The 25,325-nt window shown below is 73.2% G+C and carries 26 protein-coding genes; 13 read left to right on the plus strand and 13 right to left on the minus strand.

The features are described from left to right. Window position 1: 1 nt before the first annotated feature. The 4 genes from zwf to ACRB68_RS30155 all read right to left on the minus strand — a co-directional run bounded on the left by zwf (window position 2) and on the right by ACRB68_RS30155 (window position 3,553). Entirely contained in the window at window positions 2-1,399 is a 1,398-nt protein-coding gene (zwf, locus tag ACRB68_RS30140) for a glucose-6-phosphate dehydrogenase (RefSeq protein ID WP_153538486.1), read from the minus strand. Window positions 1,400-1,435: 36 nt separating this feature from the next. Further along, the gene (locus ACRB68_RS30145; RefSeq protein WP_153538488.1) at window positions 1,436-2,347 is read right to left on the minus strand and encodes an aldose 1-epimerase family protein; all 912 of its coding nucleotides are present in this window, start codon (window positions 2,345-2,347) and stop codon (window positions 1,436-1,438) included. A gap of 115 nt (window positions 2,348-2,462) precedes the next feature. Further along, window positions 2,463-3,125, minus strand: a complete 663-nt coding sequence (locus ACRB68_RS30150) for a TetR family transcriptional regulator (protein ID WP_153538489.1) — start codon at window positions 3,123-3,125, stop codon at window positions 2,463-2,465. Between the two features lie 35 nt (window positions 3,126-3,160). Continuing rightward, window positions 3,161-3,553 carry a hypothetical protein gene (locus tag ACRB68_RS30155; protein ID WP_153538491.1) on the minus strand — a complete coding sequence of 131 codons (393 nt, stop codon included), beginning with the start codon at window positions 3,551-3,553 and terminating at the stop codon, window positions 3,161-3,163. Between the two features lie 245 nt (window positions 3,554-3,798). On the opposite strand from ACRB68_RS30155, the gene ACRB68_RS30160 reads away from it, so the two are divergent. Continuing rightward, complete coding sequence (locus ACRB68_RS30160) at window positions 3,799-5,766, plus strand: Xaa-Pro dipeptidyl-peptidase (RefSeq protein ID WP_235960406.1); 1,968 nt, start codon at window positions 3,799-3,801, stop codon at window positions 5,764-5,766. A 142-nt stretch (window positions 5,767-5,908) separates the two neighbouring features. Here ACRB68_RS30160 and ACRB68_RS30165 read toward each other — a convergent pair whose 3' ends face one another. Continuing rightward, complete coding sequence (locus tag ACRB68_RS30165; protein ID WP_153539325.1) at window positions 5,909-6,352, minus strand: MarR family winged helix-turn-helix transcriptional regulator; 444 nt, start codon at window positions 6,350-6,352, stop codon at window positions 5,909-5,911. A gap of 121 nt (window positions 6,353-6,473) precedes the next feature. Between ACRB68_RS30165 and ACRB68_RS30170 the strand changes: the two genes are divergently transcribed. After that, entirely contained in the window at window positions 6,474-7,478 is a 1,005-nt protein-coding gene (locus ACRB68_RS30170) for an SMP-30/gluconolactonase/LRE family protein (RefSeq protein WP_153538493.1), read from the plus strand. Window positions 7,479-7,642: 164 nt separating this feature from the next. Here the strand turns inward: ACRB68_RS30170 and ACRB68_RS30175 are convergent, their stop codons facing one another. Next, window positions 7,643-8,695 carry a DNA polymerase domain-containing protein gene (locus ACRB68_RS30175; RefSeq protein WP_153538495.1) on the minus strand — a complete coding sequence of 351 codons (1,053 nt, stop codon included), beginning with the start codon at window positions 8,693-8,695 and terminating at the stop codon, window positions 7,643-7,645. 54 nt (window positions 8,696-8,749) lie between these two features. On the opposite strand from ACRB68_RS30175, the gene msrB reads away from it, so the two are divergent. Beyond that, window positions 8,750-9,151: a peptide-methionine (R)-S-oxide reductase MsrB gene (gene msrB, locus ACRB68_RS30180; protein WP_153538497.1), complete on the plus strand. Its 402-nt coding sequence runs from the start codon at window positions 8,750-8,752 to the stop codon at window positions 9,149-9,151. Here the strand turns inward: msrB and ACRB68_RS30185 are convergent, their stop codons facing one another. From ACRB68_RS30185 to hemG, 3 genes are read right to left on the minus strand one after another with little or no spacing between them, the layout of a single operon-like run. After that, entirely contained in the window at window positions 9,152-9,775 is a 624-nt protein-coding gene (locus tag ACRB68_RS30185) for a hypothetical protein (RefSeq protein ID WP_153538499.1), read from the minus strand. A gap of 57 nt (window positions 9,776-9,832) precedes the next feature. Beyond that, entirely contained in the window at window positions 9,833-10,525 is a 693-nt protein-coding gene (hemQ, locus tag ACRB68_RS30190) for a hydrogen peroxide-dependent heme synthase (RefSeq protein ID WP_153538501.1), read from the minus strand. Then, on the minus strand, window positions 10,437-11,936 hold the full coding sequence (hemG, locus tag ACRB68_RS30195; RefSeq protein ID WP_153538503.1) for a protoporphyrinogen oxidase: 1,500 nt from the start codon (window positions 11,934-11,936) through the stop codon (window positions 10,437-10,439). The genes hemQ and hemG overlap by 89 nt, the downstream gene beginning before the upstream one ends. A 204-nt stretch (window positions 11,937-12,140) precedes the next feature. Here hemG and ACRB68_RS30200 point away from each other — a divergent pair, with 204 nt between their 5' ends. Continuing rightward, window positions 12,141-13,052 carry a DUF4349 domain-containing protein gene (locus ACRB68_RS30200; RefSeq protein ID WP_153538505.1) on the plus strand — a complete coding sequence of 304 codons (912 nt, stop codon included), beginning with the start codon at window positions 12,141-12,143 and terminating at the stop codon, window positions 13,050-13,052. Here the strand turns inward: ACRB68_RS30200 and hemE are convergent. Beyond that, window positions 13,049-14,056, minus strand: a complete 1,008-nt coding sequence (hemE, locus tag ACRB68_RS30205) for a uroporphyrinogen decarboxylase (protein WP_153539327.1) — start codon at window positions 14,054-14,056, stop codon at window positions 13,049-13,051. The two genes, ACRB68_RS30200 and hemE, sit on opposite strands and share 4 nt — an antisense overlap. Before the next feature lie 378 nt (window positions 14,057-14,434). On the opposite strand from hemE, the gene ACRB68_RS30210 reads away from it, so the two are divergent. The 3 genes from ACRB68_RS30210 to efeU all read left to right on the plus strand — a co-directional run bounded on the left by ACRB68_RS30210 (window position 14,435) and on the right by efeU (window position 17,365). Beyond that, on the plus strand, window positions 14,435-15,001 hold the full coding sequence (locus ACRB68_RS30210) for a DUF3000 domain-containing protein (RefSeq protein ID WP_328594963.1): 567 nt from the start codon (window positions 14,435-14,437) through the stop codon (window positions 14,999-15,001). A gap of 85 nt (window positions 15,002-15,086) precedes the next feature. Further along, on the plus strand, window positions 15,087-16,352 hold the full coding sequence (locus ACRB68_RS30215; protein ID WP_153539331.1) for a ribonuclease D: 1,266 nt from the start codon (window positions 15,087-15,089) through the stop codon (window positions 16,350-16,352). Between the two features lie 149 nt (window positions 16,353-16,501). Then, entirely contained in the window at window positions 16,502-17,365 is an 864-nt protein-coding gene (gene efeU / locus ACRB68_RS30220; protein WP_328594964.1) for an iron uptake transporter permease EfeU, read from the plus strand. A gap of 19 nt (window positions 17,366-17,384) precedes the next feature. On the opposite strand, the gene ACRB68_RS30225 is transcribed toward efeU, so the two are convergent. Together ACRB68_RS30225 and ACRB68_RS30230 are read right to left on the minus strand one after the other, a co-directional pair. After that, the gene (locus tag ACRB68_RS30225) at window positions 17,385-17,747 is read right to left on the minus strand and encodes a hypothetical protein (protein ID WP_153538509.1); all 363 of its coding nucleotides are present in this window, start codon (window positions 17,745-17,747) and stop codon (window positions 17,385-17,387) included. 93 nt (window positions 17,748-17,840) lie between these two features. Next, complete coding sequence (locus ACRB68_RS30230) at window positions 17,841-18,512, minus strand: TetR/AcrR family transcriptional regulator (RefSeq protein ID WP_153538511.1); 672 nt, start codon at window positions 18,510-18,512, stop codon at window positions 17,841-17,843. 121 nt (window positions 18,513-18,633) lie between these two features. On the opposite strand from ACRB68_RS30230, the gene ACRB68_RS30235 reads away from it, so the two are divergent. Both ACRB68_RS30235 and ACRB68_RS30240 read left to right on the plus strand, forming a co-directional pair. After that, window positions 18,634-19,170 (plus strand): dihydrofolate reductase family protein, encoded by a 537-nt coding sequence (locus ACRB68_RS30235; protein WP_153538513.1) that lies wholly within the window; start codon window positions 18,634-18,636, stop codon window positions 19,168-19,170. A gap of 272 nt (window positions 19,171-19,442) precedes the next feature. Beyond that, entirely contained in the window at window positions 19,443-19,658 is a 216-nt protein-coding gene (locus tag ACRB68_RS30240) for a hypothetical protein (RefSeq protein WP_153538515.1), read from the plus strand. Window positions 19,659-19,937: 279 nt separating this feature from the next. Here ACRB68_RS30240 and ACRB68_RS30245 read toward each other — a convergent pair whose 3' ends face one another. Beyond that, window positions 19,938-20,810, minus strand: coding sequence for a D-hexose-6-phosphate mutarotase (locus ACRB68_RS30245; RefSeq protein ID WP_207709869.1), 873 nt, complete (start codon window positions 20,808-20,810; stop codon window positions 19,938-19,940). A gap of 379 nt (window positions 20,811-21,189) precedes the next feature. Here ACRB68_RS30245 and ACRB68_RS30250 point away from each other — a divergent pair, with 379 nt between their 5' ends. The 4 genes from ACRB68_RS30250 (at window position 21,190) to ACRB68_RS30265 (ending at window position 25,320) form a co-directional block, all read left to right on the plus strand. Beyond that, window positions 21,190-22,050 (plus strand): lytic polysaccharide monooxygenase, encoded by an 861-nt coding sequence (locus ACRB68_RS30250; protein WP_153538517.1) that lies wholly within the window; start codon window positions 21,190-21,192, stop codon window positions 22,048-22,050. Window positions 22,051-22,054: 4 nt separating this feature from the next. Next, the gene (locus ACRB68_RS30255) at window positions 22,055-22,621 is read left to right on the plus strand and encodes a DUF305 domain-containing protein (protein WP_194293512.1); all 567 of its coding nucleotides are present in this window, start codon (window positions 22,055-22,057) and stop codon (window positions 22,619-22,621) included. A 55-nt stretch (window positions 22,622-22,676) separates the two neighbouring features. Next, the gene (locus tag ACRB68_RS30260) at window positions 22,677-23,483 is read left to right on the plus strand and encodes an alpha/beta fold hydrolase (RefSeq protein ID WP_153538521.1); all 807 of its coding nucleotides are present in this window, start codon (window positions 22,677-22,679) and stop codon (window positions 23,481-23,483) included. A gap of 154 nt (window positions 23,484-23,637) precedes the next feature. Next, entirely contained in the window at window positions 23,638-25,320 is a 1,683-nt protein-coding gene (locus tag ACRB68_RS30265; protein WP_153538523.1) for an RNA polymerase sigma factor, read from the plus strand. Window positions 25,321-25,325 lie beyond the last annotated feature (5 nt).

Here is a 25,325-nt window from a genome sequence, read left to right on the forward strand (position 1 = left end):
CTCAGCTTTGCGGCATGTTCGCCGGGGGGTTGTGCCATCCGTCGGGCCCGGGAAGCGTGGCCGCGCTCTCGGGTCCCCAGGAGCCCTGCTCATAGGTGACGGGCCGGTCCGGGGAGTCGATGATGTCGCCGACGATGCGCCAGCACTCCTCGATCGCGTGCATCTCGGCGAAGAACTCGCCGTTGCCGGTGATCGCGGCCTCGAAGATGTTCTCGTACGGCTTCTCCTCGCGCCCGATGTGGTCCTTGAAGTCCACCGAGACCGGCACCACGGTGGGCGGCCTGCCCTCCTCGGGGTTCTCCAGCACCATCTCGATGGTCAGGCCGGTGCGCTGCTCGAAACGGAACCGCAGCACGTTGGGCACGGCCTTCCCGTCCCGGCCGGGGAACAGGTCGACGACCGGGCGGCGCAACCGCATCACCATGTCGGTGTCGGTGACCTTCAGGCTCTTGCCGCTGCGCAGGTAGAACGGCACGCCCTGCCAGCGCCAGTTGTCGATCCACAGCCGGGCGGCGACGTAGGTCTCGGTGGTGGAGTCCCGCTTGACGCCGTCGACGTCCTGGTACCCCCGGTACTGGCCGCGCACGGTCTCGGCCGGGTCGATCTTGCGGGTGGCGTTCAGGACGCGCCACTTCTCCAGCCGCAGCCCGTCGGCGCCGGGCTTGGCGGGCGGGTCCATCGCCACCAGCGCGAACACCTGGAGGAGGTGGTTCTGGACCACGTCGCGGACGCAGCCGACGGGGTCGTAGAACGAGCCGCGGTCGGCGACGTCGAAGTTCTCCAGCAGGTTGATCTCGACGCGCTCGACATGGTCGCGGTTCCAGATGGCCGACAGCAGCGTGTTGGAGAACCGCGCGGCCTGCAGGCCCTCGATGGCGGTGTTGCCGAGGAAGTGGTCGACCCGGAAGAGGTGCTCCTCGTCGAAGTACTGCGTCAGGTCGCGGTCGAGTTTGCGCGCCGATTCCAGGTCGTGCCCGAAGGGCTTCTCCACGACCAGCCGGGAGTTATCGTTCAGGCCGGCGCCCGCCAGCCCGGCGGCGACGGTGGTGAACAGGAAGGGCGGGACGGCGAGGTAGTGGGCGGCGAAGCCCTTGCCCTTCAGCTTGTCGGCCAGGCGGTTGAAGGTCGCGCCCTCCTTGAAGTCGCCGTTGACCATGGTGAGCTGCGCGGCGAGCTCGCCGAAGACCTTCTCGTCGATGTCGATCGATTCGGAGATCGAGGCGTGGGCGTGCTCCACCAGGTCCGCGTCGGTCCAGTCGGAGACGGCCACGCCCACCACCGGGATGCCCAGCGCCCCTCGCTCGGTCAGCCGGTACAGGGCCGGGAACAGCATCTTCTTGGCCAGGTCGCCGGTGATGCCGAACAGGACGAACACGTCCGCCTTCTGCGGGTTGCCCATGGCTGGTGAGTCCTTCCAGAAAGTGGTCCCGGCCGGTCAGCCGGCCTTGATGCCCCAGGAGCCGGAGAAGGCGTCTCCCGGCTGGAGCGCGATGACGTCGGTGTGACTGGCGAACGCGTTGGGCGGGCCGGTCATCGGCTCGACGCCGAGCCCCTGCCGCCGGTGCTCCGGCGGCACCTCGTCGGCGGTGTACATCTCCAGCCACGGGTGGTTCCGGTCGATCCAGAACGAGGTCGTGCGCCGCGAGCCGGCCAGGTGGACCCAGGCGCGGCCGTCCGGGTCGCGGTCGAGCCCGGTGAAGGCCCGGTCGATCTTCAGGTCGCCGAGCCGGGCGCCGGCCCGCAGGTCGTAGGGGGTGCCCTCGACCGGTTCGGGCCCGTCCGGCGGGATCATCCGGTCGTCGACCGGGAGGTAGAACCGTCCCGGCCCCGTGACGGTGCAGCCGTCGATCGGCTCGCCGACCGTCAGGTAGGGGTGGGCGCCGTGGGCGTAGGGCGCGACCCGCGGGCCCTCGTTCACGGCCGTCAGCGTGATGGTCAGCCCGTCGCCGGGGTCGAGCGCGTACACGGCCTCCAGGCCGAGCTGGAACGGATAGCCGGGCGTCCCCATCAGCCTGCAGGTCATGCGGAGCCGGCCGGGTTCCATATCGACGGTCGTCCAGGACAGCCAGCGGACCAGGCCGTGGATGGCGTTGTCGTACTCGGGTTCGGAGATGTCGAGCCGGTACTCCTGCCCCTCCCAGGTGTACCGGCCGTGGTCGATCCGGTTCGGCCAGGGGATCAGCAGCTGCCCGAAGGCGGCCGGTGCGGGTTCGCTGGGCGGGTAGGTGAGGACGAGCGGCTCGCCCTGCCAGGTCAGCTCCCGCAGCCCCGCACCGCACTCGGTGACGACCGCCGTATACGGCCCGGCCGTGATTTCCAGCTGGGCACCGCTGATAGCCGGTTCCATACCGCTCTCCCTACCCTCCGCACCTCCATCACGCTGGCACTGACCTGGGCAAGGATCGACAAAGGACGCTATACGGGCTATGCCGCTCCAGCAGCGGGCAAGTCACGAAAAGCGGTTACGGCACAAGGTGGCGTGCGCCGGGGGCCGGGCCGGCCGCCCGGGGGCGGCTGATGGCGGCGATGATGATGTCGGCGAGGGAGTCGGCGTAATGGCGGGCGTCGGTTTCGGGGTGCTCGTGCAGATAGGCGAGCATCGTGTCGACGGCGCCCTGGTAGGTGATCGCCATGATCCGGGTGTCGAAGTCGCGGAGCGTGCCCTCGTCCTGGCCCCGGCGGAACAGGGCCTCCTGGCCCCGGTAGGTCTCCTCGTAGTCGGCGAGGCCGAACCGCCGGGTGCCGTCGGCCTCGCGCAGGTTGGCGCTGATCTGCCGGAGCGCGGTCAGCTCGGACCGGTGCGTGGCGTCCAGGCGCGCGGCCTGGTGGATCGCGCCGCGGATCACCTCGGGGACCGGGGCGGTCAGGTCGACAGCGCCGGCGATGTGCTCCCGGAGCGCCACCAGGGTGGTCCTGGCGGCCGTCTCCATGAGCTGGTCCTTGTCCGCGAAGTAGTGGGAGACCAGGCCCTTGGACACCTCGGCCCGCTCGGCGATCCGGGCCATGGAGGCGCCCTCGTAGCCGAGTTCGGCGACCACCGCGACGGTGGCCTCGATGATCTGCGCCCGGCGCACCTCCTCACTGAGGCGCCGGCGCGGGCGGGGCTCTCGGCGGGGCGCGGTCACACCGTCATTTCTAGCGGATCCGCGCGAGGCGCGGGTCAGCGGCGTGCCGGACGGCGCATCGCGACGAGCAGCGCCGCCATCAGCAGGGCGATCGCCACCATCTCGATCCGCATCCAGCCCGGGAAGACGCCCGGCAGGGCGGCCTCCACGAGGTTCACCGCGAGCAGCACCGCGGCGATGACGCCGAGCGCGCGGGCCGCGCCGGCGTCGCCGGCCCGGGCTGACCGGAGGCGCAGCGGAAGGACGACCGCGAACACCGCGACGACCACGGCGTGCCCCCAGGCGTCGCCGGTCGCCAGCCGGGGCGCCTCGAACGACATGAGCGCCAGCGCCACAAGCGTGGCGATGACGACGGCGACGTAGACCGTGACCAGCGCGCCGGCGGCGCCGAGGCCGCCGGGCGGGCGGGCTCCAGTCTTATTGACCATGCGGCCAATATTATTGGCCACTTGGTCAATGTCAAGGGGCGGCCCCGGTGCGCGCGCCGGCCTGGCGCTCTCCGGGCCCGGAGAGAACGGCTGCACCGTGCCGCCGTAAATCCCGTCTCAGCGCCCCACAACGGCAAGTTGTGCTCAAAAGCTGCCAAAGTTCCTGAAGCAGTGCCGTTTACCCGGTGGTGCCCGGCCGAGGACCCTGCCCCCGTAGAGATCATTTCGACTCCTGGAGGTGCGGGTTGCCCAGGCGAACCCCGAGACCGGCCCCGCTCGCCGCGTTCACCGTCCTGACCGTGGCGGCCGCGGCGACGCTCGGCACGGGCGGCACGGCCGCCGCCCGCGCCGTTCTGCACATCGTGGTGAAGGACGGCGTCACCCAGCCGGTCTTCTCCTACAAGGACGCGATCCGCGAGCACGTGTACGTCGAGTCGCCGCTGGACAGCGACAACGACGGCAAGAAGGACCGGATCAACGTCGACATCGTGCGCCCCAAGGAGACCCGGCAGGGCCTGCGGGTCCCCGTCGTCATGGACGCCAGCCCCTACTACGACAACGTCGGGCGCGGCAACGAGGGCGAGAAGAAGGCCTACGACGCCGACGGGAACCCCGCGAAGTTCCCCCTGTTCTACGACAACTACTTCGTCCCGCGCGGCTACGCCTTCCTCGCCGTCGACATGGCGGGCACCACCCGCTCGGAGGGCTGCCCGGTCACCGGCGGGCCGTCCGACGTGCTCGGGGTGAAGGCCGTCATCGACTGGCTGAACGGGCGCGCCAAGGGCTTCACGGCCGCCGGCGAGGCGGTGAAGGCCGACTGGACGACCGGCCGCACCGGCATGATCGGCAAGTCCTACGACGGCACCCTGGCCAACGGCGTCGCCTCCACCGGCGTGCGCGGGCTGGAGACGATCGTCCCCATCTCGGCGATCTCCAGCTGGTACGACTACAGCCGCTCCAACGGCGTCAAGTACTCCAACGGCTACCAGCCCTACCTGGCCCGGGTCGTGGACACCGACCCGCCGGCCAAGTGCCAGGCCGTCCGGGACGCCATGCACCAGGGCGAGGACGACGCGACCGGCAACTACAACGCCTACTGGAAGACCGCGGATTACCGGCACGGCACGATCGGCGACGTGCGCAACGTGCGCGCCAGCGTGTTCGCCTACCACGGCGTCAACGACCTGAACGTCAAGACCGACCACTTCGCCAAGTGGTGGCAGGGCCTCGCCGCCAACGGGGTACGGCGCAAGGTGTGGCTGTCGCAGCGCGGCCACGTCGACCCGTTCGACATCCGCCGCGACCTGTGGGTGAACACCCTGCACAAGTGGTTCGACCACGAGCTGCACAAGATCCCCAACGACGCGCTGCGCGGCCCGCGCGCCGACATCGAGGTCGGCCCGGACCAGTGGATCACCCAGCCGGACTGGCCGTCGCGCGCGGCGCGGCCGGTCACCGTCCGCCCGGCCGCCGACGGCTCGCTCGGCCTGAAGCCCGCCACCAAGGGCGCGACGGCGTCCTTCACCGACGCCCCCGGCCCGCAGGGCGGTGGCTACACCGAGGACGAGCTGGTCGCCGACCCGACCACCGCCAAGCCCTACCGGCTGGCCTACGTGTCGGCGCCGCTGCCGCGCACCGGCCGCCTGTCCGGCTCCCCCACGGCGAAGCTGCGGGTCAGCCTGGACAAGCCGACCGCCAACCTCACCGCCATGCTCGTCGACTACGGCGAGGACACCCGCGTCGACTACCTCGGCCCGGGGTCGGGCATCCAGACCCTGACGACCGAGGACTGCCACGGCGAGAGCACCCCGGCCGACGACGCCTGCTACCGGCAGACCCGCACGCGGACCGTCACGTCGGCGGTGAACGTCGTCGCGCGCGGCTGGCTGGACGCCCAGAACCGCACGTCCCTCAGCAGGCCGGCCCCGCTCACGCCCGGTAAGTACTACTCGGTGCGCTGGCAGACGCTCGCGCAGGAGTACGTGTTCAAGAAGGGGCACCGGCTCGCGCTGGTGCTCGCCGGCACCGACTACGACTACAACGACGACACCGCCACCGGCGCCAAGGTCACCGTGGATCTGGCGGGCAGCTCGATCACCGTGCCCGTCGTCCTCGGCGAGGACGCGTCCGCCCTCGTCGCTCCGCAGCCGCGCGGCGTCTGGAAGGGCCCGCAGCACGTGAAGCTCCCCCGCCAGGAGAAGAAGCTGTACTGACCGTCCACCGGGCGGGTGCGCTACCGGCCCGGCGCGAGGTGATGCCGAAGGCGGACCTCGCGCCGGGCCGTTCGCGTAGTGACGCGCACTCGCCCGGTCGCGCTCGAGACCGCCATCGCCACCGCCCTGACCAGGCCGGCGGTCAACGCGCGTCTTCGGCGCGGGCCCCGTCCAGGTAGTCGATGCAGCGGCCGAGCAGTTCGACCAGCGTCCGGTGCTCCTGCTCGGTGAACTCGGCGGCGAGGCCCCGCTCGATGCGCACCGGGCCGGTGTCGGCGCGGGCGAGCAGTTCCTCGCCTTCCGGGGTCAGCCGCGTCTCCAGGATGTTGCGGTGCCATTCGTGCGGGCTGCGCTCGATCAGGCCGCGTTCCTGCAGGTTCTTCAGCACGGTGTTCATCGTCGGCGGGGTGACCGCGCACGCCCGCGCGAGCGCGGCGGCCGACATGCCGGGGTTCTCCGACAGCTGCAGCAGCGCCGCGTACTGCGGGACGGTGAGGCCCATCGGCCGCAGCGCCGCGTTCTTGGCGGCGCTCAGGGCCTGCTCGGCGCGCTTCAGGTAGGAGCCGAGGCGCTCGGGGACGGGCATCGAGGTCACCCGCGCATGATATCCGCCTCGAACATATGCACCTTGACGAGCATTAGAGTTCTAATTAACGTATGCATGCACCTGTTGGACAGTGTTCTATCGCTGCGATCAGAGAGACGTCATGCCCTCCATCACCCGAAGCATCGCCGTCACCGCCACCGCGCTCACCGCCGCGCTCCCCCTCGCCCCGGCGGCGCACGCCGCCCGGGCCGACGTCCCGCCGGCGCACACGCGCCCCCACGCCGCCCCGCGCGTCACCGCCGCCTACGAACTGCCCGGCGACCGGGTCTACCCCGAGGGCATCGCCGCCGACCCGCGCACCGGCGCCCTGTACGCCGGGTCGTACACCGACGGCACCGTCTACCGGACGACGCCCGGCCGCCGCGTCGCCGAGGTGTTCCTGCCCGCCGGCGCCGACGGCCGCCACACCGCCAACGGCCTGAAGGTGGACGCGTCCGGCCGCCTGTGGGTGACCGACTCGACCAAGGGCGTGACGGTCTACGACACCCGCACCCGCCGCCCGCTCGCCCGCTTCGAGGTCCCGGGGACGGGCGGCCGGTTCGTCAACGACCTGGCCATCGCCCCCGACGGCAGCGCCTACCTCACCGACAGCGTCCGCCCCGTGGTCTACCGGGTGACGCCCCGGCAGGTCGCGCGGGGCGGCGGCGCGCTCACGCCGTTCTTCGACCTGTCGCACGTCCTGCGCCCGCACGCGCCGGACGCCTTCAACCTCAACGGGATCGTCGCCGACCCGGCGGGCCGCCTGTACACCGCGGACATGACCGGCGGCGACCTGTACCGCCTCGACCCGGCCACCGGCGCGATCCGCCGGGTCGCCCTCAGCGGCGGCGACATGATCAACGCCGACGGCCTCGAACTCCGGCACGGCCGGCTGTGGGTGGTGCACAACCGCGACAACACCATCAGCCGGTGGCGGCTCACCGCGGCCGGCACGGCCGCCCGCGTCGAGCGCCGGCTGACCGACCCGGCCCTGCAGCTGCCCACCACGCTGGTGCGGAGCCGCGGCACGCTCTACGTCGTGCGCTCCCAGTTCGACAAGGGCGGCCCGCTGGGGCCGGGCACCCCGCAGATCCCCTTCACCATCGCCGCCGTCCGCGGCATCTGACACCCGCCCGCCCCTGCGGCCGTCCTTTCGCCGCAGGGGCGGGCGAGACCGCCCCCGGCCGGACGCTTCACCCCGCGCCCCCTCCTCGGCATCGGCGCCGCCCTCGTCATTGGAGGCCGCCCCTGATCCTCCGGGACCTGCCCTTCAGCCAGGGCGGGCGGCGGTCAGGCGTCGCGGGACTTGCTCGGCTGGACCCGTTTCGGCTCGCCCGCCATCTTCGGGTAGTTCGGCGGGTAGGGGGCGTCGCCGAGGCCGTGGTCCTTCTCGTCGCGGTCGGCCATCTCCAGCAGCGGCTCCAGCGAGAACGCCGCGTCGTCGATGGCCGCGTGCACGTCGCCGAGGCGGGCGAAGCGCTCGGGCATGGTGGCGATGGTGAAGTCCTCAGGCGCCACGTCCGGCAGCTCCGCCCAGGTCACCGGCGCCGACACCGGCGCGTGCGGGAGGGGCCGGACGCTGTAGGCCGAGGCGATCGTGCGGTCGCGGGCGTTCTGGTTGAAGTCGATGAACACCTGCTCGCCCCGCTCCTCCTTCCACCACTTCGTGGTGATCTGGGCGGGGGCGCGCCGCTCCAGCTCGCGGCCGAACGCCAGCGCGGCGCGGCGCACCTCGGTGAACGTCCAGCGGGGCTCGATGCGCACGTAGACGTGCACGCCGTGCTTGCCCGAGGTCTTGACGTAGCCGGTGTAGCCGAGCTCGCCCAGCAGGTCGCGGGCCGGGCCGAGGGCGACCGCGACGGCGTCGGCGAAGCCGGTGCCCGGCTGCGGGTCGAGGTCGATGCGCAGCTCGTCGGGATGGTCGACGTCGCCGCCGCGCACCGGCCACGGGTGGAAGGTGAGCGTGCCGAGGTTGGCCGCCCAGGCGATCACCGCGAGCTCCGTCGGCATCACCTCGTCGGCGGACCGGCCGGACGGGAAGTCGATGCGGGCCGTGCGCACGTAGTCGGGCGCGCCCTTGGGGGCGCGCTTCTGGTAGAACGCGTCCGCTCCCCGGGCGTCCCCGCGGGTGGCCAGCCTGGCCCCTTCGAAGACGCCCGACGGCCAGCGCTCCAGCGTCGTCGGCCGGTCGCGGGTGGCGCGCAGGATGCCCTCGCCGACCGCCAGGTAGTACTCCACCAGCCGCCGCTTGGTGTACCCGGGCCCGGGGAAGTAGACCTTGTCGGGATTGCTGACCTTGACGAGCCGATCCCCTACCGGGATCTCGATGAAGGGCGAGGCCATACCGGCACGCTAACCCAGGGGTACGACGTTTCCCGGGAGGGGTAACGTCGGAGCATGGACAAGATCCGCAAAAGCGAGGAAGAGTGGCGGGCGCAGCTGTCGCCCGAGGAGTTCCACGTGCTGCGCGAGGCCGGCACCGAACGGCCCTTCACCGGCGAGTACACCGACACCAAGACCGTCGGGGTGTACCGTTGCCGCGCCTGCGGGACCGAGCTGTTCCGGTCGGAGACCAAGTTCGACTCGCACTGCGGCTGGCCGTCGTTCTACTCCCCGGCCGACTCCGACGCCGTCGTGCTGATCGAGGACACCAGCCTCGGCATGACCCGCACCGAGGTGCGCTGCGCGACCTGCGACTCCCACCTCGGCCACGTCTTCCACGGCGAGGGCTACGGCACGCCCACCGACGACCGGTACTGCATCAACAGCGTCAGCCTGACGCTGGAGCCCGCCGGGTGATCAGCGGGTCTCCTCGACCTTGCAGTCGTCGTCGTCGCTCTGCTTGTTGGCGAGCACCACGCTGCCGTTGTCGCTGCTGCGGCCGTGCACGAACACCCGCGGCGCGGTGTCGCCGCCGTCCTTGAGGTACTGCGTGGTCCACTCGCACAGCGACACCGCGGGCGGGGAGTTCTCCTCGTCCTCGCCGAGGTCGGTGTAGACGCGCAGGAAGTCGCCGCTGCGCCGCACGTCGGTGACGTGCTTGACGACCTCCTGGGCGGGGTCCTTCTGGCGCAGGTACGGCAGCGCGTCGCCGACCTCGTCGGGGTCGGCGGGCCGCGCCGCGTCCTGCTGGACGGCGGGCGCGCCGGGCGTGGCGGAAGCCCCGGTCCGCGCCGACCGGGCGGCGACGGCCGCGCTCGGCGCCTGCCGGTCGCCGCCCTCGGCCAGGCCGGCGACGGCGGTGACCGCCAGCAGCGCGACCACCGCCGAGCCCGTGCCGGCCATGACCAGCCGCCGGCGGCGCGCCCGCACCGAGGCGGCCCGGGAGGCCGCGCGGGCGGCCAGCCGGGTCCATCCGGCCGTGCGGCCCGGCGCCTTCCGGGCGTGCCTGCCGCGTGCGTGCTTGGCGGGAGCTTTAGTCACGGTCGGCACTTTACCGACCCTTTCCCAGATCTTGGACCGGGTCCGGCCAACCGGCCGTTACGGCAGGTTCGCCACCAGTTCCGCGACGGCCTTGCGGCGGCCGGTGTAGAACGGCACCTCCTCGCGGACGTGCCGCCGCGCCTCCGAGCCGCGCAGGTGCCGCATCAGGTCGACGATGCGGTGCAGCTCGTCGGCCTCGAACGCCAGCATCCACTCGTAGTCGCCGAGGGCGAACGAGGAGACGGTGTTGGCCCGCACGTCGGGGTAGCCGCGCGCCATCTTGCCGTGCTCGGCGAGCATGGCGCGGCGCTCCTCGTCGGGCAGCAGGTACCACTCGTAGGACCGCACGAACGGGTACACGCAGATGTAGGCGCGGGGCTCCTCCTCGGCCAGGAACGCCGGGATGTGGCCCTTGTTGAACTCGGCGGGCCGGTGCAGCGCCATCTGCGACCAGACCGGCTCGCTGGCGCGGCCGACCGCGGTGCGGCGGAAGCGGGTGTAGACCTCCTGCAGGTCGTCGGAGGTCGGCGCGTGCCACCAGAACATGTAGTCGGCGTCGGCGCGCAGGCCGGCCACGTCGTACAGGCCGCGGGTCACCACGTCCTTCTCGGCGGCCTGGTCGAGCACCGCCTGCACCTCGGCGGCGTCGCGGTCGCCGAGGTCAGCCGGGCTCTTCACCCGGAAGACCGACCACATCGTGTACCGGATGACCTGGTTCAGATCCCGTGCCTTGGGCTTGCTCGCTGTCATGGTCCGATTCTCCCCGACTCTGCAGATGTTCCAGCACCCGTCCCGCCGCCGCGCGCCCGGTGGCGACGCAGGCGGGGATCCCCAGCCCGGCGTAGGCGGCGCCCGCCACGGCGAGGCCGGGCTGGGCCTTGACCGCCGCGTGCACGCGCGCGACGCGGTCGGCGTGGCCGACGTTGTACTGCGGCAGCCCGCCGCCCCACCGGGTGACCCGGGTGTCCAGGGGCAGCTCGGCGACGCCGCAGGTGGCGGCGAGCTCGGTCATCGCGGCGGCCTTCAGCTCGTCGTCGGAGCGCTGCAGCGACTCCTCCTCGCCGAAGCGCCCGATGGAGCAGCGCACCACGACCACCGACCGGTCGCGTTCGCGCAGGTGCGGCCACTTGACCGAGCTGAACGTGACGGCCTTGACCTCCCGGCCCTCCACCGCGGGCACCAGGTAGCCGCTGCCGCGCGGCAGCCGGGGGAACGCCGTGGCCGCGTAGGCGAGGGTGATGATCGCCATGCTGGCGTACTCGACGCGCGCCAGCTCCCGGGCGGCCGCCGGGACGTCGAAGGCCAGCAGCCGGGCGGCCGGCGCCGCGGGCACCGCGACGACCACCGCGTCGGCGTCCAGCGCCTCGGGGTCGCGGGCCGGGCCCACGGTGAGCCGCCAGCCGCCGGGGCGGCGGCGCAGCTCGCGGACGGTGGCGCCGGTGCGGACGGTGCCGCCCGCCGCCTCGATGTCGCGGGCGATCAGCCCGGGCAGCGTGCCGAGGCCGCCGGGCAGGGTGGCGAAGACGGGCCCGGCGTCCTTGGGCGCCTCGGCGCGCACCCCCCGCACGGCCGTGATCAGCGACCGGTGGGCGCGCGCGGCGGCGGCGACGGCCGGCAGCGTGGCCTCGAACGACAGCTGCTCGGCGCGCCCGGCGTAGACGCCGCCGAGCAGCGGCTCGACGAGGCGGTCCACCACCTCGCGGCCGACGCGGGCGCCGATGAAGTCGGCGACCGACACGTCCGTGCCGCGCATCGTCTCGGGCAGCACCAGGTCCAGCGGGACGCGGGCGAGGCCGGCCGGCGACAGCACCTGGGAGGCGGCGAGGGCGCGCAGGTCCGACGGCACGCCCATCACCTGGCCGGCCGGCAGCCGGCGCAGCGCGCCGTGGCTGAGGATGGCCGAGGAGGTCGTGCCGGGGTTCACCAGGTCGTCGCCGCGGCCGAGGTCGCGCACCAGCTCCAGGCCCTCGGGGCGGCGCGCCAGCATCGACTCGGCGCCCTCGTCCACCGGCAGCCCGGCGATCTCGCTGACCTGTAGCTTGCCGCCGATCCGCGGCGAGCCCTCCAGGACGGTGACCCGCACGCCCCGGCGGGCCAGGGTCCGGGCGGCGGTCAGGCCCGCGACGCCGGCACCGATGACGACGACATGGGAGGCTGTCATGCCTCCACTTTTCCAGACGGTTCCCGATGCCCCGTACCGGGGCGGTACCAGGGCGGGCACCGGGCCCGCGCGGGGTCCGGGGAACGCCTGTCGCCGCAGTTCCAGGGCCTGCGAGCGTTTCCCGTGACCCGCCCGCGTCCGCTTTGTGGCCTTATCGCGACTCCCGGCCCGGAACCGTGATCTGCGCCACCTCATCGAACGTCCATGCGGACCATCAGGCTTGCCCTCTGTGCTCTGTTCGCTCTCCTCCTCGCCACCCTGACCGCCTGCGCCGGCGCCGGCGGTCGCGACAACGCCTCCAGCGGCCTCGCCCAGAAGGAGCGGGCCGGCGGCCCCGCCGCCGCCGCGAAGCTCCCCACGGGCGGCGCGAAACAGACCTCCGCCCGCACCGCCTCGCCGCCCGGGCGCGCCGTCATCTACACCGCGACGCTGCGGGTGCGGGCGAAGGACGTGGACGCGGCCGCCGCCAGGGCCAAGCAGCTCACCGCGGCCGCCGGCGGGTACGTCGACAACGAGACCTCCACGACGTCCCCGGCGGGCTCCACCCTCGTCCTGAAGATCCCGTCGGGGGGCTACCCCGCCGCGCTGGACCAGCTGGCCGGACAGCTCGGCACCAAGCTGGCGCTGAGCCAGAAGGCCGACGACGTCACCGAGCAGGTCGCCGACGTCGACAGCCGGGTGCGGTCGGCGCAGGCGTCCCTGCAGTCCTTCCGCAAGCTGCTGGACAAGGCGACCTCGATCAGCGACATCACCTCGCTGGAGGAGCAGATCGAGCGGCGCCAGGCCGACCTGGAGTCACTGCAGGCGCGGCAGCGGGCACTGCGGCAGAGCACGCAGTTCGCGACCGTCACCGTCCACCTGGAGGCACAGCCCGCCGCCGCCAGGAAGCCGGAGAAGCGGGGCTTCCTCGCCGCGCTCGGCGAGGGCTGGGACGCCTTCACCGCCCTGGTCACCGCCCTCACGGTGCTGTTCGGCTGGCTGCTGCCGTTCCTGGTCGTGGCTCTGCTGCTCGCCCTGCCGCTGGTGCTCTTCCGGCACCGGCTGCGCGCGCGCTTCGCCAGGCGGCCCGCCGGCCCCCGGCCGGACGGGCCTGCGTCCGGCGCGCCCCGCGCCTAGCGGGCGGACGCCTCGTGCACGAAGTCAGCGAGGCGGGCCAGCATGTCGGGGTCGGCGGACGGCGGCACGCCGTGGCCGAGGTTGAACACGTGCCCCTCGGCCGTCCGCCCCCGGTCCAGCACGTCCTGGGCCCGGCGGCGCACCACGTCCCACGGCGCGAACAGCAGCGCCGGGTCCAGGTTGCCCTGCAGCGCCTTGCCCGGCGGGACGCGGCGTGCGGCCTCGTCCAGCGGCACCCGCCAGTCGACGCCGACCACGTCCGCGCCCGCCTCGCCCATCAGGCCGAGCAGCTCGCCGGTGCCGACGCCGAAGTGGATGCGCGGCACGCCGAGCCCCGCGACCTCCTCGAAGATCCGGCTGGTGTGCGGCAGCACCGACTCGCGGTAGTCCTGCGGCGCGACCGCGCCCACCCAGGAGTCGAACACCTGCACCGCGCTCGCGCCCGCGGCGACCTGCACCTTCAGGAACGCGACGGTGAGGTCGGCGAGCCGGTCCATCAGCTCGTGCCACAGCTCGGGGTGCCCGTACATGAGCGCCTTGGTGTGCTCGTGGTTCTTGGAGGGCCCGCCCTCGATCAGGTAGGCCGCGAGCGTGAACGGCGCGCCCGCGAAGCCGATCAGCGGGGTGCCGCCGAGCTCGCCCACCAGGGCGCCGACCGCCTCGGTGATGTAGGGGACGTCGTCCGGGGTGAGCTCGCGGACCGCCTTCACCCCGGCGGCGTCGCGGATCGGGTCGGCGATCACCGGGCCGACGCCGGGCTTGATGTCCAGGTCGATCCCGATGGCCTTCAGCGGGACCACGATGTCGCTGAAGAAGATCGCCGCGTCCACCGCGTACCGGCGCACCGGCTGCATCGTGATCTCCGCGATGAGGTCGGGGCGGGCGCAGGCCTCCAGCATCGGGATGCCCTCGCGCACCCGCAGGTACTCCGGCAGCGACCGGCCGGCCTGCCGCATGAACCACACCGGGGTGTGCGGCACGTCCTGGCGGCGGCACGCGCGCAGGAAGGGGCTCTGCGCGAGCCCGGGGGCCTGGGTGGGAACAACAGCGTCTTCAGCCACCCACCGATCGTCCCACGGATGACCGGCCGGGACGCACCGGCCCGGCGGGTGCGGGCCCGACGAAGTTCCGGACACGCCGAGCGAAGTCCCGCATTCTGTCCCCCGCACGTGCGAACGTGATCCGTGTCATAGCCGAGGGAGGTCCCTTGTCCTGTCCCACCTGCGGCGACGGACGCGGAGCCTCGCCCGGCGCCTCCGGTACCTCGCCCGCCCCCGTCACCGTATGCGCCGGCGCCTGACCGGCCCCGCCCCCGAGACGAAACCTGTGCTGTGCCTGCATCCCCGCCCTCTCCCCCGCTTCTCGCGCACGGTGCCGTGCCCGTGAACCCGCCCCCCTTCCAGCGGGCGCTGGACACGCTGCGCGCCATCCTGGACGGCCCGCCGCTGCGTCCCGAGCTCGACCTCGAGGACATGCCCGCCCCCCAGCGCCTCGCCCCGTACGCGGCGGCCCTGTCGGGCGGCGTCTGGCGCGACGAGGACAACGAGGCCGCCACCGGCCGCCTGATCGTGCTGTACGACCCCGAGGGCCGCAGCGGCTGGACCGGCGGCTTCCGGATCGTGGCCTACATCCGCGCCGACCTGGAACCGGAGATCGCCGCCGAGGAGCTGATCGGCTCGGTCGCCTGGAGCTGGCTGCTGGAGGCGCTGGAGCCCGCCGGGTACGCCGGCGAGTCCGGCACGATCACCCGCGCGGTGTCGGAGAGCTTCGGCGACAAGGCCGACGAACCGCCCGCGACCGAGCTGGAGCTGCGCGCCTCGTGGTCGCCGACCGGCGAGGACCTGGCCCCGCACGTGGCCGCCTGGTGCGAGGTGATGTGCGTCACCGCGGGCCTGCCGCCGTCCGGGGTGACCGCGCTGCCCGGCCGCCCCGGCGGATCGGGCCGTTGAACGTCGTACGGTAGGGGACGTGGGAAGCACAGCGTCCGAGACCGAGGCGGCCGGGGAGAGCACCGAGATCGTGGGAGTGTCCGAAATGCGGGCCGGGGCCGAGTCCGAGGGGCCGGCGCCCGTGCCGTTGCTGGAACCGGCCGAGGGCGTGCCGCCGGTGGTGGCCGACGCCGCCGGCCTCGCCCGCGTGATCGCCGCGTTCGCCGCGGGCACCGGCCCGGTCGCCGTCGACGCCGAGCGCGCCTCGGGCTACCGGTACGGCCAGCGCGCCTACCTGATCCAGCTGCGCCGCGCGGGCGCCGGCACCGCGCTGGTCGACCCGACCGGCGTGCCCGACCTGTCGGGCCTGAACGCGGCGCTGGCGGACGCCGAGTGGGTGCTGCACGCCGCCAACCAGGACCTGCCGTGTCTGGCCGAGGTCGGCATGGTGCCGCCGCGGCTGTTCGACACCGAGCTGGCCGGCCGGCTGCTCGGCTACCCCCGGGTCGGGCTCGGCTCGATGGTGGAGAACGTCCTCGGCTACACGCTGGAGAAGGGCCACTCGGCGGCCGACTGGTCGACCCGGCCGCTCCCCGAGGACTGGCTGCGCTACGCCGCCCTCGACGTGGAGCTGCTGGTGGAGCTGCGCGACGCGCTGCAGGAGCGGCTCGCCGAGGCGGGCAAGCTGGAGTGGGCGCTGGAGGAGTTCGCGGCGATCCTGGCGATGCCGCCGAAGCCGCCGCGCACCGACCCGTGGCGCCGCACGTCCGGCATCCACCGCATCCGCAACCGGCGCGCCCTGGCGATCGTCCGCGAGGTGTGGGAGGCCCGCGACCGCATCGCCCAGGAACGCGACCTGTCCCCGGGGCGGGTGCTGCAGGACGCCGCGATCGTCGACCTGGCGCTGAACCCGCCGAAGACGCCCGCCGAGTTGCAGGCGCTGCCCACCATGCGCGGCCGCGGCGCCCGCCGGCACCAGTCGGCGTGGCTGCGCGCGGTCACCCGCGCCCGGGGCCTGCCCGAGCGCGCGCTGCCCGAGGCGAACCTGCCGGGCGACGGCCCGCCGCCGCCGCACCGCTGGGCCGAGCGCGACCCGGTGGCCGCCGCGCGGCTCACCGCCGCCCGCGGCGTCGTCACCGGGCTCGCCGAGGAGCACCGGATGCCCGCCGAGAACCTGTTGCAGCCCGACACGGTGCGGCGGCTGGCGTGGTCGCCGCCGGCCGATCCGTCCGCCGGGGCGATCGGCGCGGCGCTGCGCGGCCTCGGCGCCCGCCCGTGGCAGGTCGGGCTCACCGCCGCCCCGCTCGCCGAGGCGTTCGTCCTCGCCGCCGAGCCCGCCGGGGAGCCGGCGGACGAGCCGGCCGAGGACTGATCTCCCGCCGCCCCCTTGCCAGGGGCGGCGTCCGGGCACAGAGTTGATTAGGTTAGCTTTGCCTAAGCGACCTGCGCCGTCAGGTGGCCCGACCGTACGTCCGCCGCCGGGAGAACAGTCCCGGGGCCCGACCCCCGAGGAGCGTAGCGGTGCTACTGGGCAACTTCCTCATCGGACTCCGTGAGGGACTCGAAGCCGCCCTGGTGGTCAGCATCCTGATCGCCTACCTGGTCAAGACCGGCAACCGGGCCGCGCTGCTGCCGGTGTGGATCGGCGTCGGCGCCGCGGTCGCCCTCGCCGCCTGCTTCGGCGCCGCGCTCAGCGCCGCGTCGGCGGTGATGCAGTTCAAGACCCAGGAGCTGTTCGGCGGCATCCTGTCGATCGTCGCGGTCGGCCTGGTCACCTGGATGGTCTTCTGGATGCGCAAGGCCGCCCGCTTCCTCAAGGCCGAACTGGAGGGCAAGCTCGAGGGCGCCCTCAGCCTCGGGCCGGTCGCGCTCGGCACCGTCGCCTTCCTCGCTGTCAGCCGCGAGGGCCTGGAGACGGCCCTGTTCCTGTGGACCAACATCAACAACTCCGCGGGCGCGGCCGAGCCGATCGTGGGCGCGTTCCTCGGCCTGGCCACCGCCGTCCTGCTCGGCTACCTGCTGTACCGGGGCGGCCTCAAGCTGAACCTGAAGCGCTTCTTCACCTGGACGGGCGGCGCGCTGATCGTCGTCGCGGCCGGCGTGTTCGGCTACGGCTTCCACGACCTGCAGGAGGCCGAGGCGCTGCCGGGCCTGAAGGCGGTCGCGCTGAAGCCGGGCGAGTTCTTCCAGCAGTTCGGGCACGCGGGCGACTGGATGCAGACGGTCTTCCAGGGCGTCCTCAACGTCACCCCGCAGATCACCTGGCTCCAGCTGGTCATGTGGGCGCTCTACCTGGTGCCGGTCATGGTGCTGTTCCTGCGCCCGCCGTCGGGCGGCGCCGCCAGGCCGGCCGCTCCCCGCACCGCCGCCGCGGCCAAGTCCTGACCGGCGGCCCGGGGCCGGGTCACAGGTCCGGGAGCGGGTCCCGGGGCAGGCTGTCGCGGTCGAAGATCTCGGCGTCGGCGGCGTTGACGACGGGCACGTACTCGTCGTCGACCTCGAAGAAGGCCCCGCCGAACTCGAAGCCCGCCCCGGGCCCGGCCTCCACCGGGCCGATCCGGGTGCCGCGCGGGTAGCTGCCCCACACGCTCTTCGGCCTGCCCTCGCCGAAGGGCCCGGTCGCCAGCACCGCCACCTGGTCGTCGGTCACCACGAACAGGAACCCCGAGCCGCCGCCGTGGGACATCGCGGGGAAGATGTAGCGGATCTGCCCGTCGATCCCGAGGAACTCGCGGCAGCGCTCGCGCACCGGTCGTGGCAACGGCATGACGGCGGCACACCCTCCCAGGACGGACAACGACGGCCGAATCCCATCATGCACTGATCACTCCGGAACTGACCAGCTCCGGAGACGCCGGGCCTAGGCCCCGGCCGGCTTCGGGGCGGATGCGCGGTAGGCGGCGGCGAAGACGCGGACGGCGGTGTCGGCGTAGTGGTCGAGTTCGGACGGCGTGAAGCGGACGTCCTCCCCGCAGAACATGACCTTGTTGACCGGGATCGAGACGACCAGCCAGGTGAAGTGGTTGGCCGCGAGGACGGGTTCGTCGATCCGCAGCAGCCCGCGGTCGGTCAGCTGCTCGAAGGATGACGCCAGCGCGGCGTGCACGCGCTCGGGCCCCGCCTCGAAGTAGGCGTGGCCGAGCTTGGGGAAGCGGGGGGCTTCGGCGATGACCAGGCGGCGCACACGCAGGTGCGAGGGCTGCGTGATGGCGTGGACGAACTTGCGCGCGACCGCCCTCATGGTGCTCTCGACGTCATCGGTCACCGCCAGTTCCCCGATGGCGGTCTGGAAGAGCTCGTCGATGCCGCCCAGCCGGTCGAGGACGATCTGCTCGAACAGGTTCTCCTTGCGCCCGAAGTGCTTGTAGATCGTCTGCTTCGACGCTCCGGCCGCGGCGGCGATCTCGTCGGTCTTCGCGCCGACGTAGCCGTCGCGCAGGAACACCTCCATCGCCGCGTCCATGATCCGGCGCCGCGTCTGCGCGGCGAGGTCCTCTCCGGCGCCCGCCCGGGGCGGTCCGGCCTTCGGCATCGTCGCTTCTCCTGGTTCTGCCGGAACGGTCGTTGACATCCCTCCGAAGTGTACCGTACGGTACGGTACCGAGAGGCAGTACCGTACGGTACTGTACAGACCCACGCCAGGGAGAAATCCGATGCGCAAGATCATCTCTAGCCTGTTCGTCTCACTGGACGGCGTGGCGGAGGCCCCCGACACCTGGCACTTCCCGTACTTCAACGATGAGATGGGCGCGGCCGTCGGCGGGGCCATGGCCGGCTGCGACGCGATGCTGCTGGGACGCGTCCAGTACGAGGAGTTCGCTGCGTACTGGCCCACCAGCGAGGACGAGTTCGCCGGCTTCATGAACGGCCAGAAGAAGTACGTGGTCACCAACACGCTGACCGAGGCCGCCTGGAACAACACCGAGATCATCAGCGGTGACGTGCTCGGCGCGCTCCAGGCGCTCAAGGACTCCGAAGGCAAGGACATCGCCATCACCGGCAGCCTCACCCTCGTGCGGTCGCTGCTGGCGGCGGGGCTGCTGGACCGGCTGCAGCTGTTCGTCCACCCCATCGTCGTCGGCAAGGGCGCCCGCTGGTTCGACGGCCTGGACACCGTCAAGCTGAACCTGGCCACGTCCGAGACCTTCACCACCGGCGTGGTCAACCAGATCTACACCCCGGCCGCCTGAACCGCGCCGAGCCGGCCCCCGGCGGGGCCCACCCCGCCACCGCCGAGCGGTGGCGGGGTGGGCAACCGGACAGGCTCTCATCCACATGCCGCTCGATCGGCAGCCCCTCGTCCTGCGGCGCATCGCCGGATGGCTGCGCCCCGGTCCGGGGCGGGAGATTTCATGTAGACACTAATGTTTTTCTGGCCGGTTCGGGCCATCCGGATTCGTTGATCGAGTTCGGTGGCGCGGTGACGATGGTTGTGCAAGCGATCTCCACAGAAGGGAGTCTCATGAACCTGGCTCGTCGTGCAGTGATCGCCGCGGCGTTGGTCCTGGCCTCGTCCGGGGTGGCCGTCGGCACCGCCGCCACCGCCAACGCCACGACCTACGGCACATGCTTCCCGAGCGAAGAAGGCCACAGCAAGTACGTCTGGGTACGCAAGCCCGACGGCAAGTGGGGCTACGTCTGGGCCACGTGCCGCAACGGCTGGTGGCGCGACTGGTGACCCCGGCGTGACGGCCTTGAGGTCAGGGGTGTGGACCGCTGCTGAGAGCCTGTTTCCGAACCTTTGGCCGTCGGCGGCCCGCTGACCACGGAAGACGCTTCGCGTTCTCCAGCCGTCACACCGTGACGCCTGGACGTGACGCTAACTCCCGTCTCGGTGATCTCTTCGCCAGGAGCCGTTCGCTCGTCCGTCACGGTGATGTCCGGGCGAACGGCGGCGTCTACCGCCGTTCCGTCGCACCTGCCGCTGACCTGGCCCGATGGGTTCGGAAACAGGCTCTCAGCGCCGGACGCTCAAGGTGACGCCGAACCGGGCCGGTGCGCCCTCGGCGCTCTCCAGCTGCCGGGTGAGGCGGGCGGACTCCACGCAGACGAAGCGGGTGTAGGCGTCGTCGGCCATGTCGTCCAGGCGGTGCGACAGCTCCACCCCGGGGTTCCAGGTCACCACGTCGCTGACCTCGCGGTGGCGCACCTCGACGACGCGGTCGAGCACCGGGTCCTTCAGCAGGCTGACCTCCTCGGGGTGGAAGAAGATGCGGTCGACGCGGTCGGGGAAGGACAGCTCGCCGTCCTGCCTGCCGTCGGAGTCGTCGATCACCTTGTCGATGTAGCGGTCGCCGAGGCCCGCGACCGTGACCTCGTCGGCCGACCCGACGTGGAAGTAGGAGTGCAGCGCCCCGGTGCTGACGTGGTCGCCCTCGGCCTGAAGCTCGATCCCGCACTCCTTCCCCAGGGTGTGGCGGGCCGTCAGCACGAAGTCGTGCGGCCACAGCTCGCGGGTCCGCGGGCTGCTGCGCAGCGTGAAGGTCAGGGACACCGTCTCGTCGTCCTCCTTGTGGGAGGTGAGCTCCCACTCGGAGATGCGGGCGAAGCCGTGACCCGGCTCCCCCGCCCCGGCGAACCACGGCCAGCAGATGGGCACGCCGCCGCGCACGGCCTTGCCTTCGGCGAAGGCCGATTCCTCGCTCAGCCACAGCACCGGCTGCTCGCCGGCGGGCTGCCAGGCGATGAGCTGGGCTCCCTGCAGGGTGACGGCGGCCCGCACCCGCGGGTGGTCGATCACGACCAGCGGCAGCCGCCCGATCCGGCGGCGGCTGATCGTGGACGACAGCTGCTCGGTGACAGGCAGGGAGAACAGGTCTTCTTCGCTCACGGTGCGGCCTTCCCGAACGGATGGTGTCTGGACTTCAGATGATCCTCGCTGTCGGGCATACCCATGCCAAGCCACGCTGCGCCCGGCGCGACCGGATGCCGGAAAGGCCGGAGTGGCACAGAACTGCCGGGACGACGGCGGTTCCCTTGTGAACAAGTGCCGATAATCCGCGCTCCGCCGGCTGGTCCGCCGGCCGACCTGGGCTGGTCTGCCGGGGCGATCGGCGCGCGCCGCGACGGGGGTTGCCGGTCGCCGGGACGCTGGTTACCGTGCTAGTGAACTTATAGGAAAGCTTACTAATAGTTTCATCGCGCGTCCGGCTCGGGGGACCCACCGCACGTTCCGTGTGCACCACCGCTCCCGATCGGAAGGAACCCCCATGCGCTCCCGCACGAAGGCCGCCGCGGCCGCCGCCACCCTGCCGGCCGCCGCGTCGCTCGCCGTCCTCGCCCCCGCCTCCCCCGCCGCCGCGCACGGCACGCTGTCCGACCCGCCGAGCCGCGTCTACGTCTGCATGAACGAGGGTCCGGAGAACCCGCGGTCCGCCGCGTGCAAGGCGGCCGTCGCGACGGCCGGCACCCAGGCGTTCTACGACTGGAACGAGGTGTCGCTGCTGGACGCCGGCGGCCGGCACCGCGAGCTCATCCCCGACGGGCAGCTCTGCAGCGCGGGCCGGGCGAAGTACCGCGGCCTGGACCTCCAGCGCGCCGACTGGCCCGCCAAGCGCATCGCGCCGGGGCCGCTCACCGTCACCTACCACGCGACCGCCCCGCACGCGCAGAGCAACTTCGAGTACTACATCACCCGCCAGGGCTGGGACCCCACCCAGCCGCTGCGCTGGTCGGACCTGGTGCCGCTGGCCACCTTCACCAAGCAGAACCCCACCACCTTCACCACATGGACGCTGAACATCCCGCAGCGCACCGGGCGGCACCTGATCTACTCGATCTGGCAGCGGGTCGTGGGCAGCCAGGAGGCGTTCTACACCTGCTCCGACGTGGACTTCGGCGGGACCGGCGAGCCGACGCCGCCGCCCACCACTCCCCCGCCCACGCCCACGCCGACCCCGACGCCGACTCCCACGCCGCCGCAGCCCGGCGGTACCTGGACGGCGGGCAAGGCCTACGCCGCCGGCGACCGGGTGACCTACGGCGGCTCGACCTATGAGTGCCTCCAGGCCCACACCGCGATCGCGGGCTGGGAGCCGCCGAACGTCGCCGCGCTCTGGCGGAAGGTCTGAGCGGGTGAGGTACGGCGTGCTGGCGGTGGCCGCCGCGTGCGTCCTGCTGCTGTTCGCCCAGTGCGGGGCCGCCGGCGGCGCGCCGTCCGGCCCCGCCCCGGCGCGCGGCGGCCGCGGCTTCAACGCCACCGACGTGATGTTCCTGCAGATGATGCTCCCGCACCAGGCGCAGGGCGTGCGGCTGGTGCGGCTGGCCCGGCGGCACGCCGTGCGGCCCGAGACCGCGACGCTCGCGGCGGCGATCGAGAGCACCGAGCTCGCCGAGGCCGGCGGCATGGCGGACCGGCTGCGCGGCTGGCGCCGCCCCCGGACCGCGCCGGCGCACGCGCACGCCGCCCACGGCGGAATGCCGCAGACCAGCGACGCCGAGCTGCGCGCGCTCGACCGCGTTCCGGACGACCGCTTCGAGCGCGCGTTCCTCAACCTGCTGATCGCCCACCAGGACGACGCCGTCCAGCTGGCCCGGCTGGAGAACCGCGGCGGCGAGGACGCCTGGACCCGGCGGTTGGCCGAGCGCGTCACCCGATCCCGGTCGGCCGAAATCTCGCGAATGCTGGCGCTCCTCCGCTGAGTTCCGCGGCGACGGGTAGTCAACCCCTTGTCGCCGCAACGGAAGGACCCCGGACATGTCCACCTCCCGCACCATCGCCATCGCAGGCGGGCGCCTGCATTACGAGGTCCGCGGCTCGGGCCCGCTGCTGGTCCTCACCGGATCGCCGATGGAGGGCGCGCTCTTCGTGCCGCTCGCCGACCTGCTCGCCGACGAGCGCACCGTCGTCACCCACGACCCGCGGGGCATCGGGCACAGCGTCCTGGACGACCCCGCACAGGACTCCACCCCCGACCTTCGCGCGGACGACCTCGCCGCCCTGCTGGACGCGCTCGGCGCCGAGACCGCCGACGTGTTCGGCAGCAGCGGCGGCGCGGTGTCGGCCCTCGCGCTGGCCGCGCGGCACCCCGGGCGGGTGCGGACGCTGGTCGCGCACGAGCCGCCCCTGATAGAGCTGCTCCCCGACGCCGCCGGGCAGCGCGCCACCGTCGACGACATGACCGAGACCTTCCGCCGGGAAGGCGTGGAGGCGGCGTGGCGCAAGTTCATGAGCTACGCCGGGTTCGACAGCGACGACGCCGGCCCGCCGCCCGCCGCCTCCCCCGAGCGGGCCAGGGCCGACGGCGCCCGCTTCTTCGGCCACGAGATGCGGGGCACCGCCCGGTACGTGCCCGACGTCGCCGCCGTGACGGCCGGCGCCGCCCGGGTCGTCGTCGGCGTCGGCGCCGGATCGGGCGCCCTGGTCACCTACCGCACCTCCGTGGCGCTGGCCGAACGGCTCGGCACGCCACCGGTCGAGTTCCCCGGCGACCACGCCGGTTTCCTCGGGCAGACCAAGGAGTTCGCGGACGCGTTGCGGCGGGTGCTGGCCGGCGGTCTCTGAGCACTTCCCGGCCGTCGCCCTCACCGTGGGCGACCGGGCACGCACGGGACCCATACGAACCGGGCGCCGGTATCAACCGGTTAACAAAACGGACGCGCCGAATGCGCACCCGGCCCCCATCCCACGGCGGTCCGGGACGACCATAATCCGTGCGATGTCCAGCGATCCGGGTCCGTCGCCGAGCGACGACCAGTGGCTGGCCGAAAGCCTCCGGGAGGGACGTCCGGGGGCCGTCGGCCACGTCTACAACGTTTATGGCCCGCAGCTCATCGCCTATGCGGGCGAGCTCATCGGCGACCAGGTGAAGGCCGTCGAGATCGTCCGTGCGACGCTCATCTCCCTTCGCGACAACCCGGCCACGGTCGCGCAGCCGGAGGGGATGCGCGAATGGCTGACCGGCCTCGTCCGTGAGAAGTGCGTCCGGCTGATCACGACGTCGCAAAAGGGTGCTCCCGTGCTGCCCGCGCCCGTGGTGGACGAGCCCGCGGCGGCGGCACCCGCGGCACCCGAGCCCACGGTGCCCGAGCCCACAGTGCCCGAGCCCACGGTGCCCGAGCCCGCGGCGGCCGAGCCTGTGGCGCCCGAGCCCGCGGCGCCGGATGAGCGGACGGCAGGGGCCGGACCAGCGGGGGCTGGGCCTGTGCCGACCGCGGCCGCATCGGGCGGCCCGGAAGCAGCCGAGCCGGCGACGGCCGCCGCGGACAAGCGGGCGGCAGAGCCCGAACCGGCGGCGACCGGTCTTACCAAGGCCAGGCTCGCGGCTGCGGCGGCAGCAGCGGCCGCTGCTGCGGCGACGGCGGAGGACAAGCGGGTGGCGGGGGCCGGGTCGGCGGCGTCCGAACCGGCGGCGACCGGGGCGGCGCCGACCGGGCCCGCAGTGGCCGGGCCTCCGGCAGCGGCAGGCGGTCAGGGGGCGGCGCCCGAACCGGCGGCGTCCGCTCCTGCAGCGACCGGGCCCGCGGCGGCCGGGACCGCGGCAGCCGCGGCAGCCGCCTGGGCGGCGGCGACCGGGGCGGAGAAGCGAGGGACGGGACCCGAACCGGCGGCGGCCGTCGCTTCCGCCACGGCCACCACGCCGCTGCCGCCCGCCGGACCGCTGCGGAACGGCGCGCGGCCTGCGCCCCGGCGGCTGGGGAAGCCGGGACGCAAGGCCAAGGCCATGGGCGCCGCCGGGCTCGCCGGTCTCCTGGTGGCGGCCGGGGCCGTGATCCTCTGGCCGGATTCCGGCGGGCACGCCAAGCGGACGCCCGCGCCGCTGGCGGGCGGGACCGTCGGCGACGACACCGGGGTGACGCCCGGTCCCGGAACCGGCGGCACCACGCCGCCGGGCTCGCAGACGCCCCCGGCGACGGGGCCGGGCGCGTCGCCGACCACGCCGTCCTCCGGATCGCCGTCCGGAGCACCGCCCGGGTCCCCCTCGGCGACGCCGACGACCCCCGGGGCGCCCACCCCCGCGCCGACGACGCCCTCGGCGCCCGCGCCGACCCGCAAGCCGCCGCCCACCAAGCGGCCGCCCACGGTGCCGTCCGGCCCCGGCCGGCTGGTCGTCAACGACGGCGCCTGCCGCGGCATCGGCGTCGCCGGGCTCCCCCGGACCTGTTACGTCCGGCTCTCGGCCTCCGGCGGGTCCGTGCGCTGGTCGGTGGCGTCGGTGAGCTCCAGCATCGGCCGCGTCCGGGCGTCCGGCGCCGGAACGCTGTCGAGCGGGCAGTCCACCAGCGTCGCGGTGACCGTCATCTCCACCGTGCGGTGCTACGCCCTGGGCGGCGGGTCGGGCAGCGTCTCGTTCGCGCCGGGCGGTTCCGCGCGGATCTCCTACACCTGCTGGATGCGCTGACGGCC

This window comes from Actinomadura macrotermitis (assembly GCF_009604375.1).
In the GTDB taxonomy this organism is placed as follows: domain Bacteria; phylum Actinomycetota; class Actinomycetes; order Streptosporangiales; family Streptosporangiaceae; genus Spirillospora; species Spirillospora macrotermitis.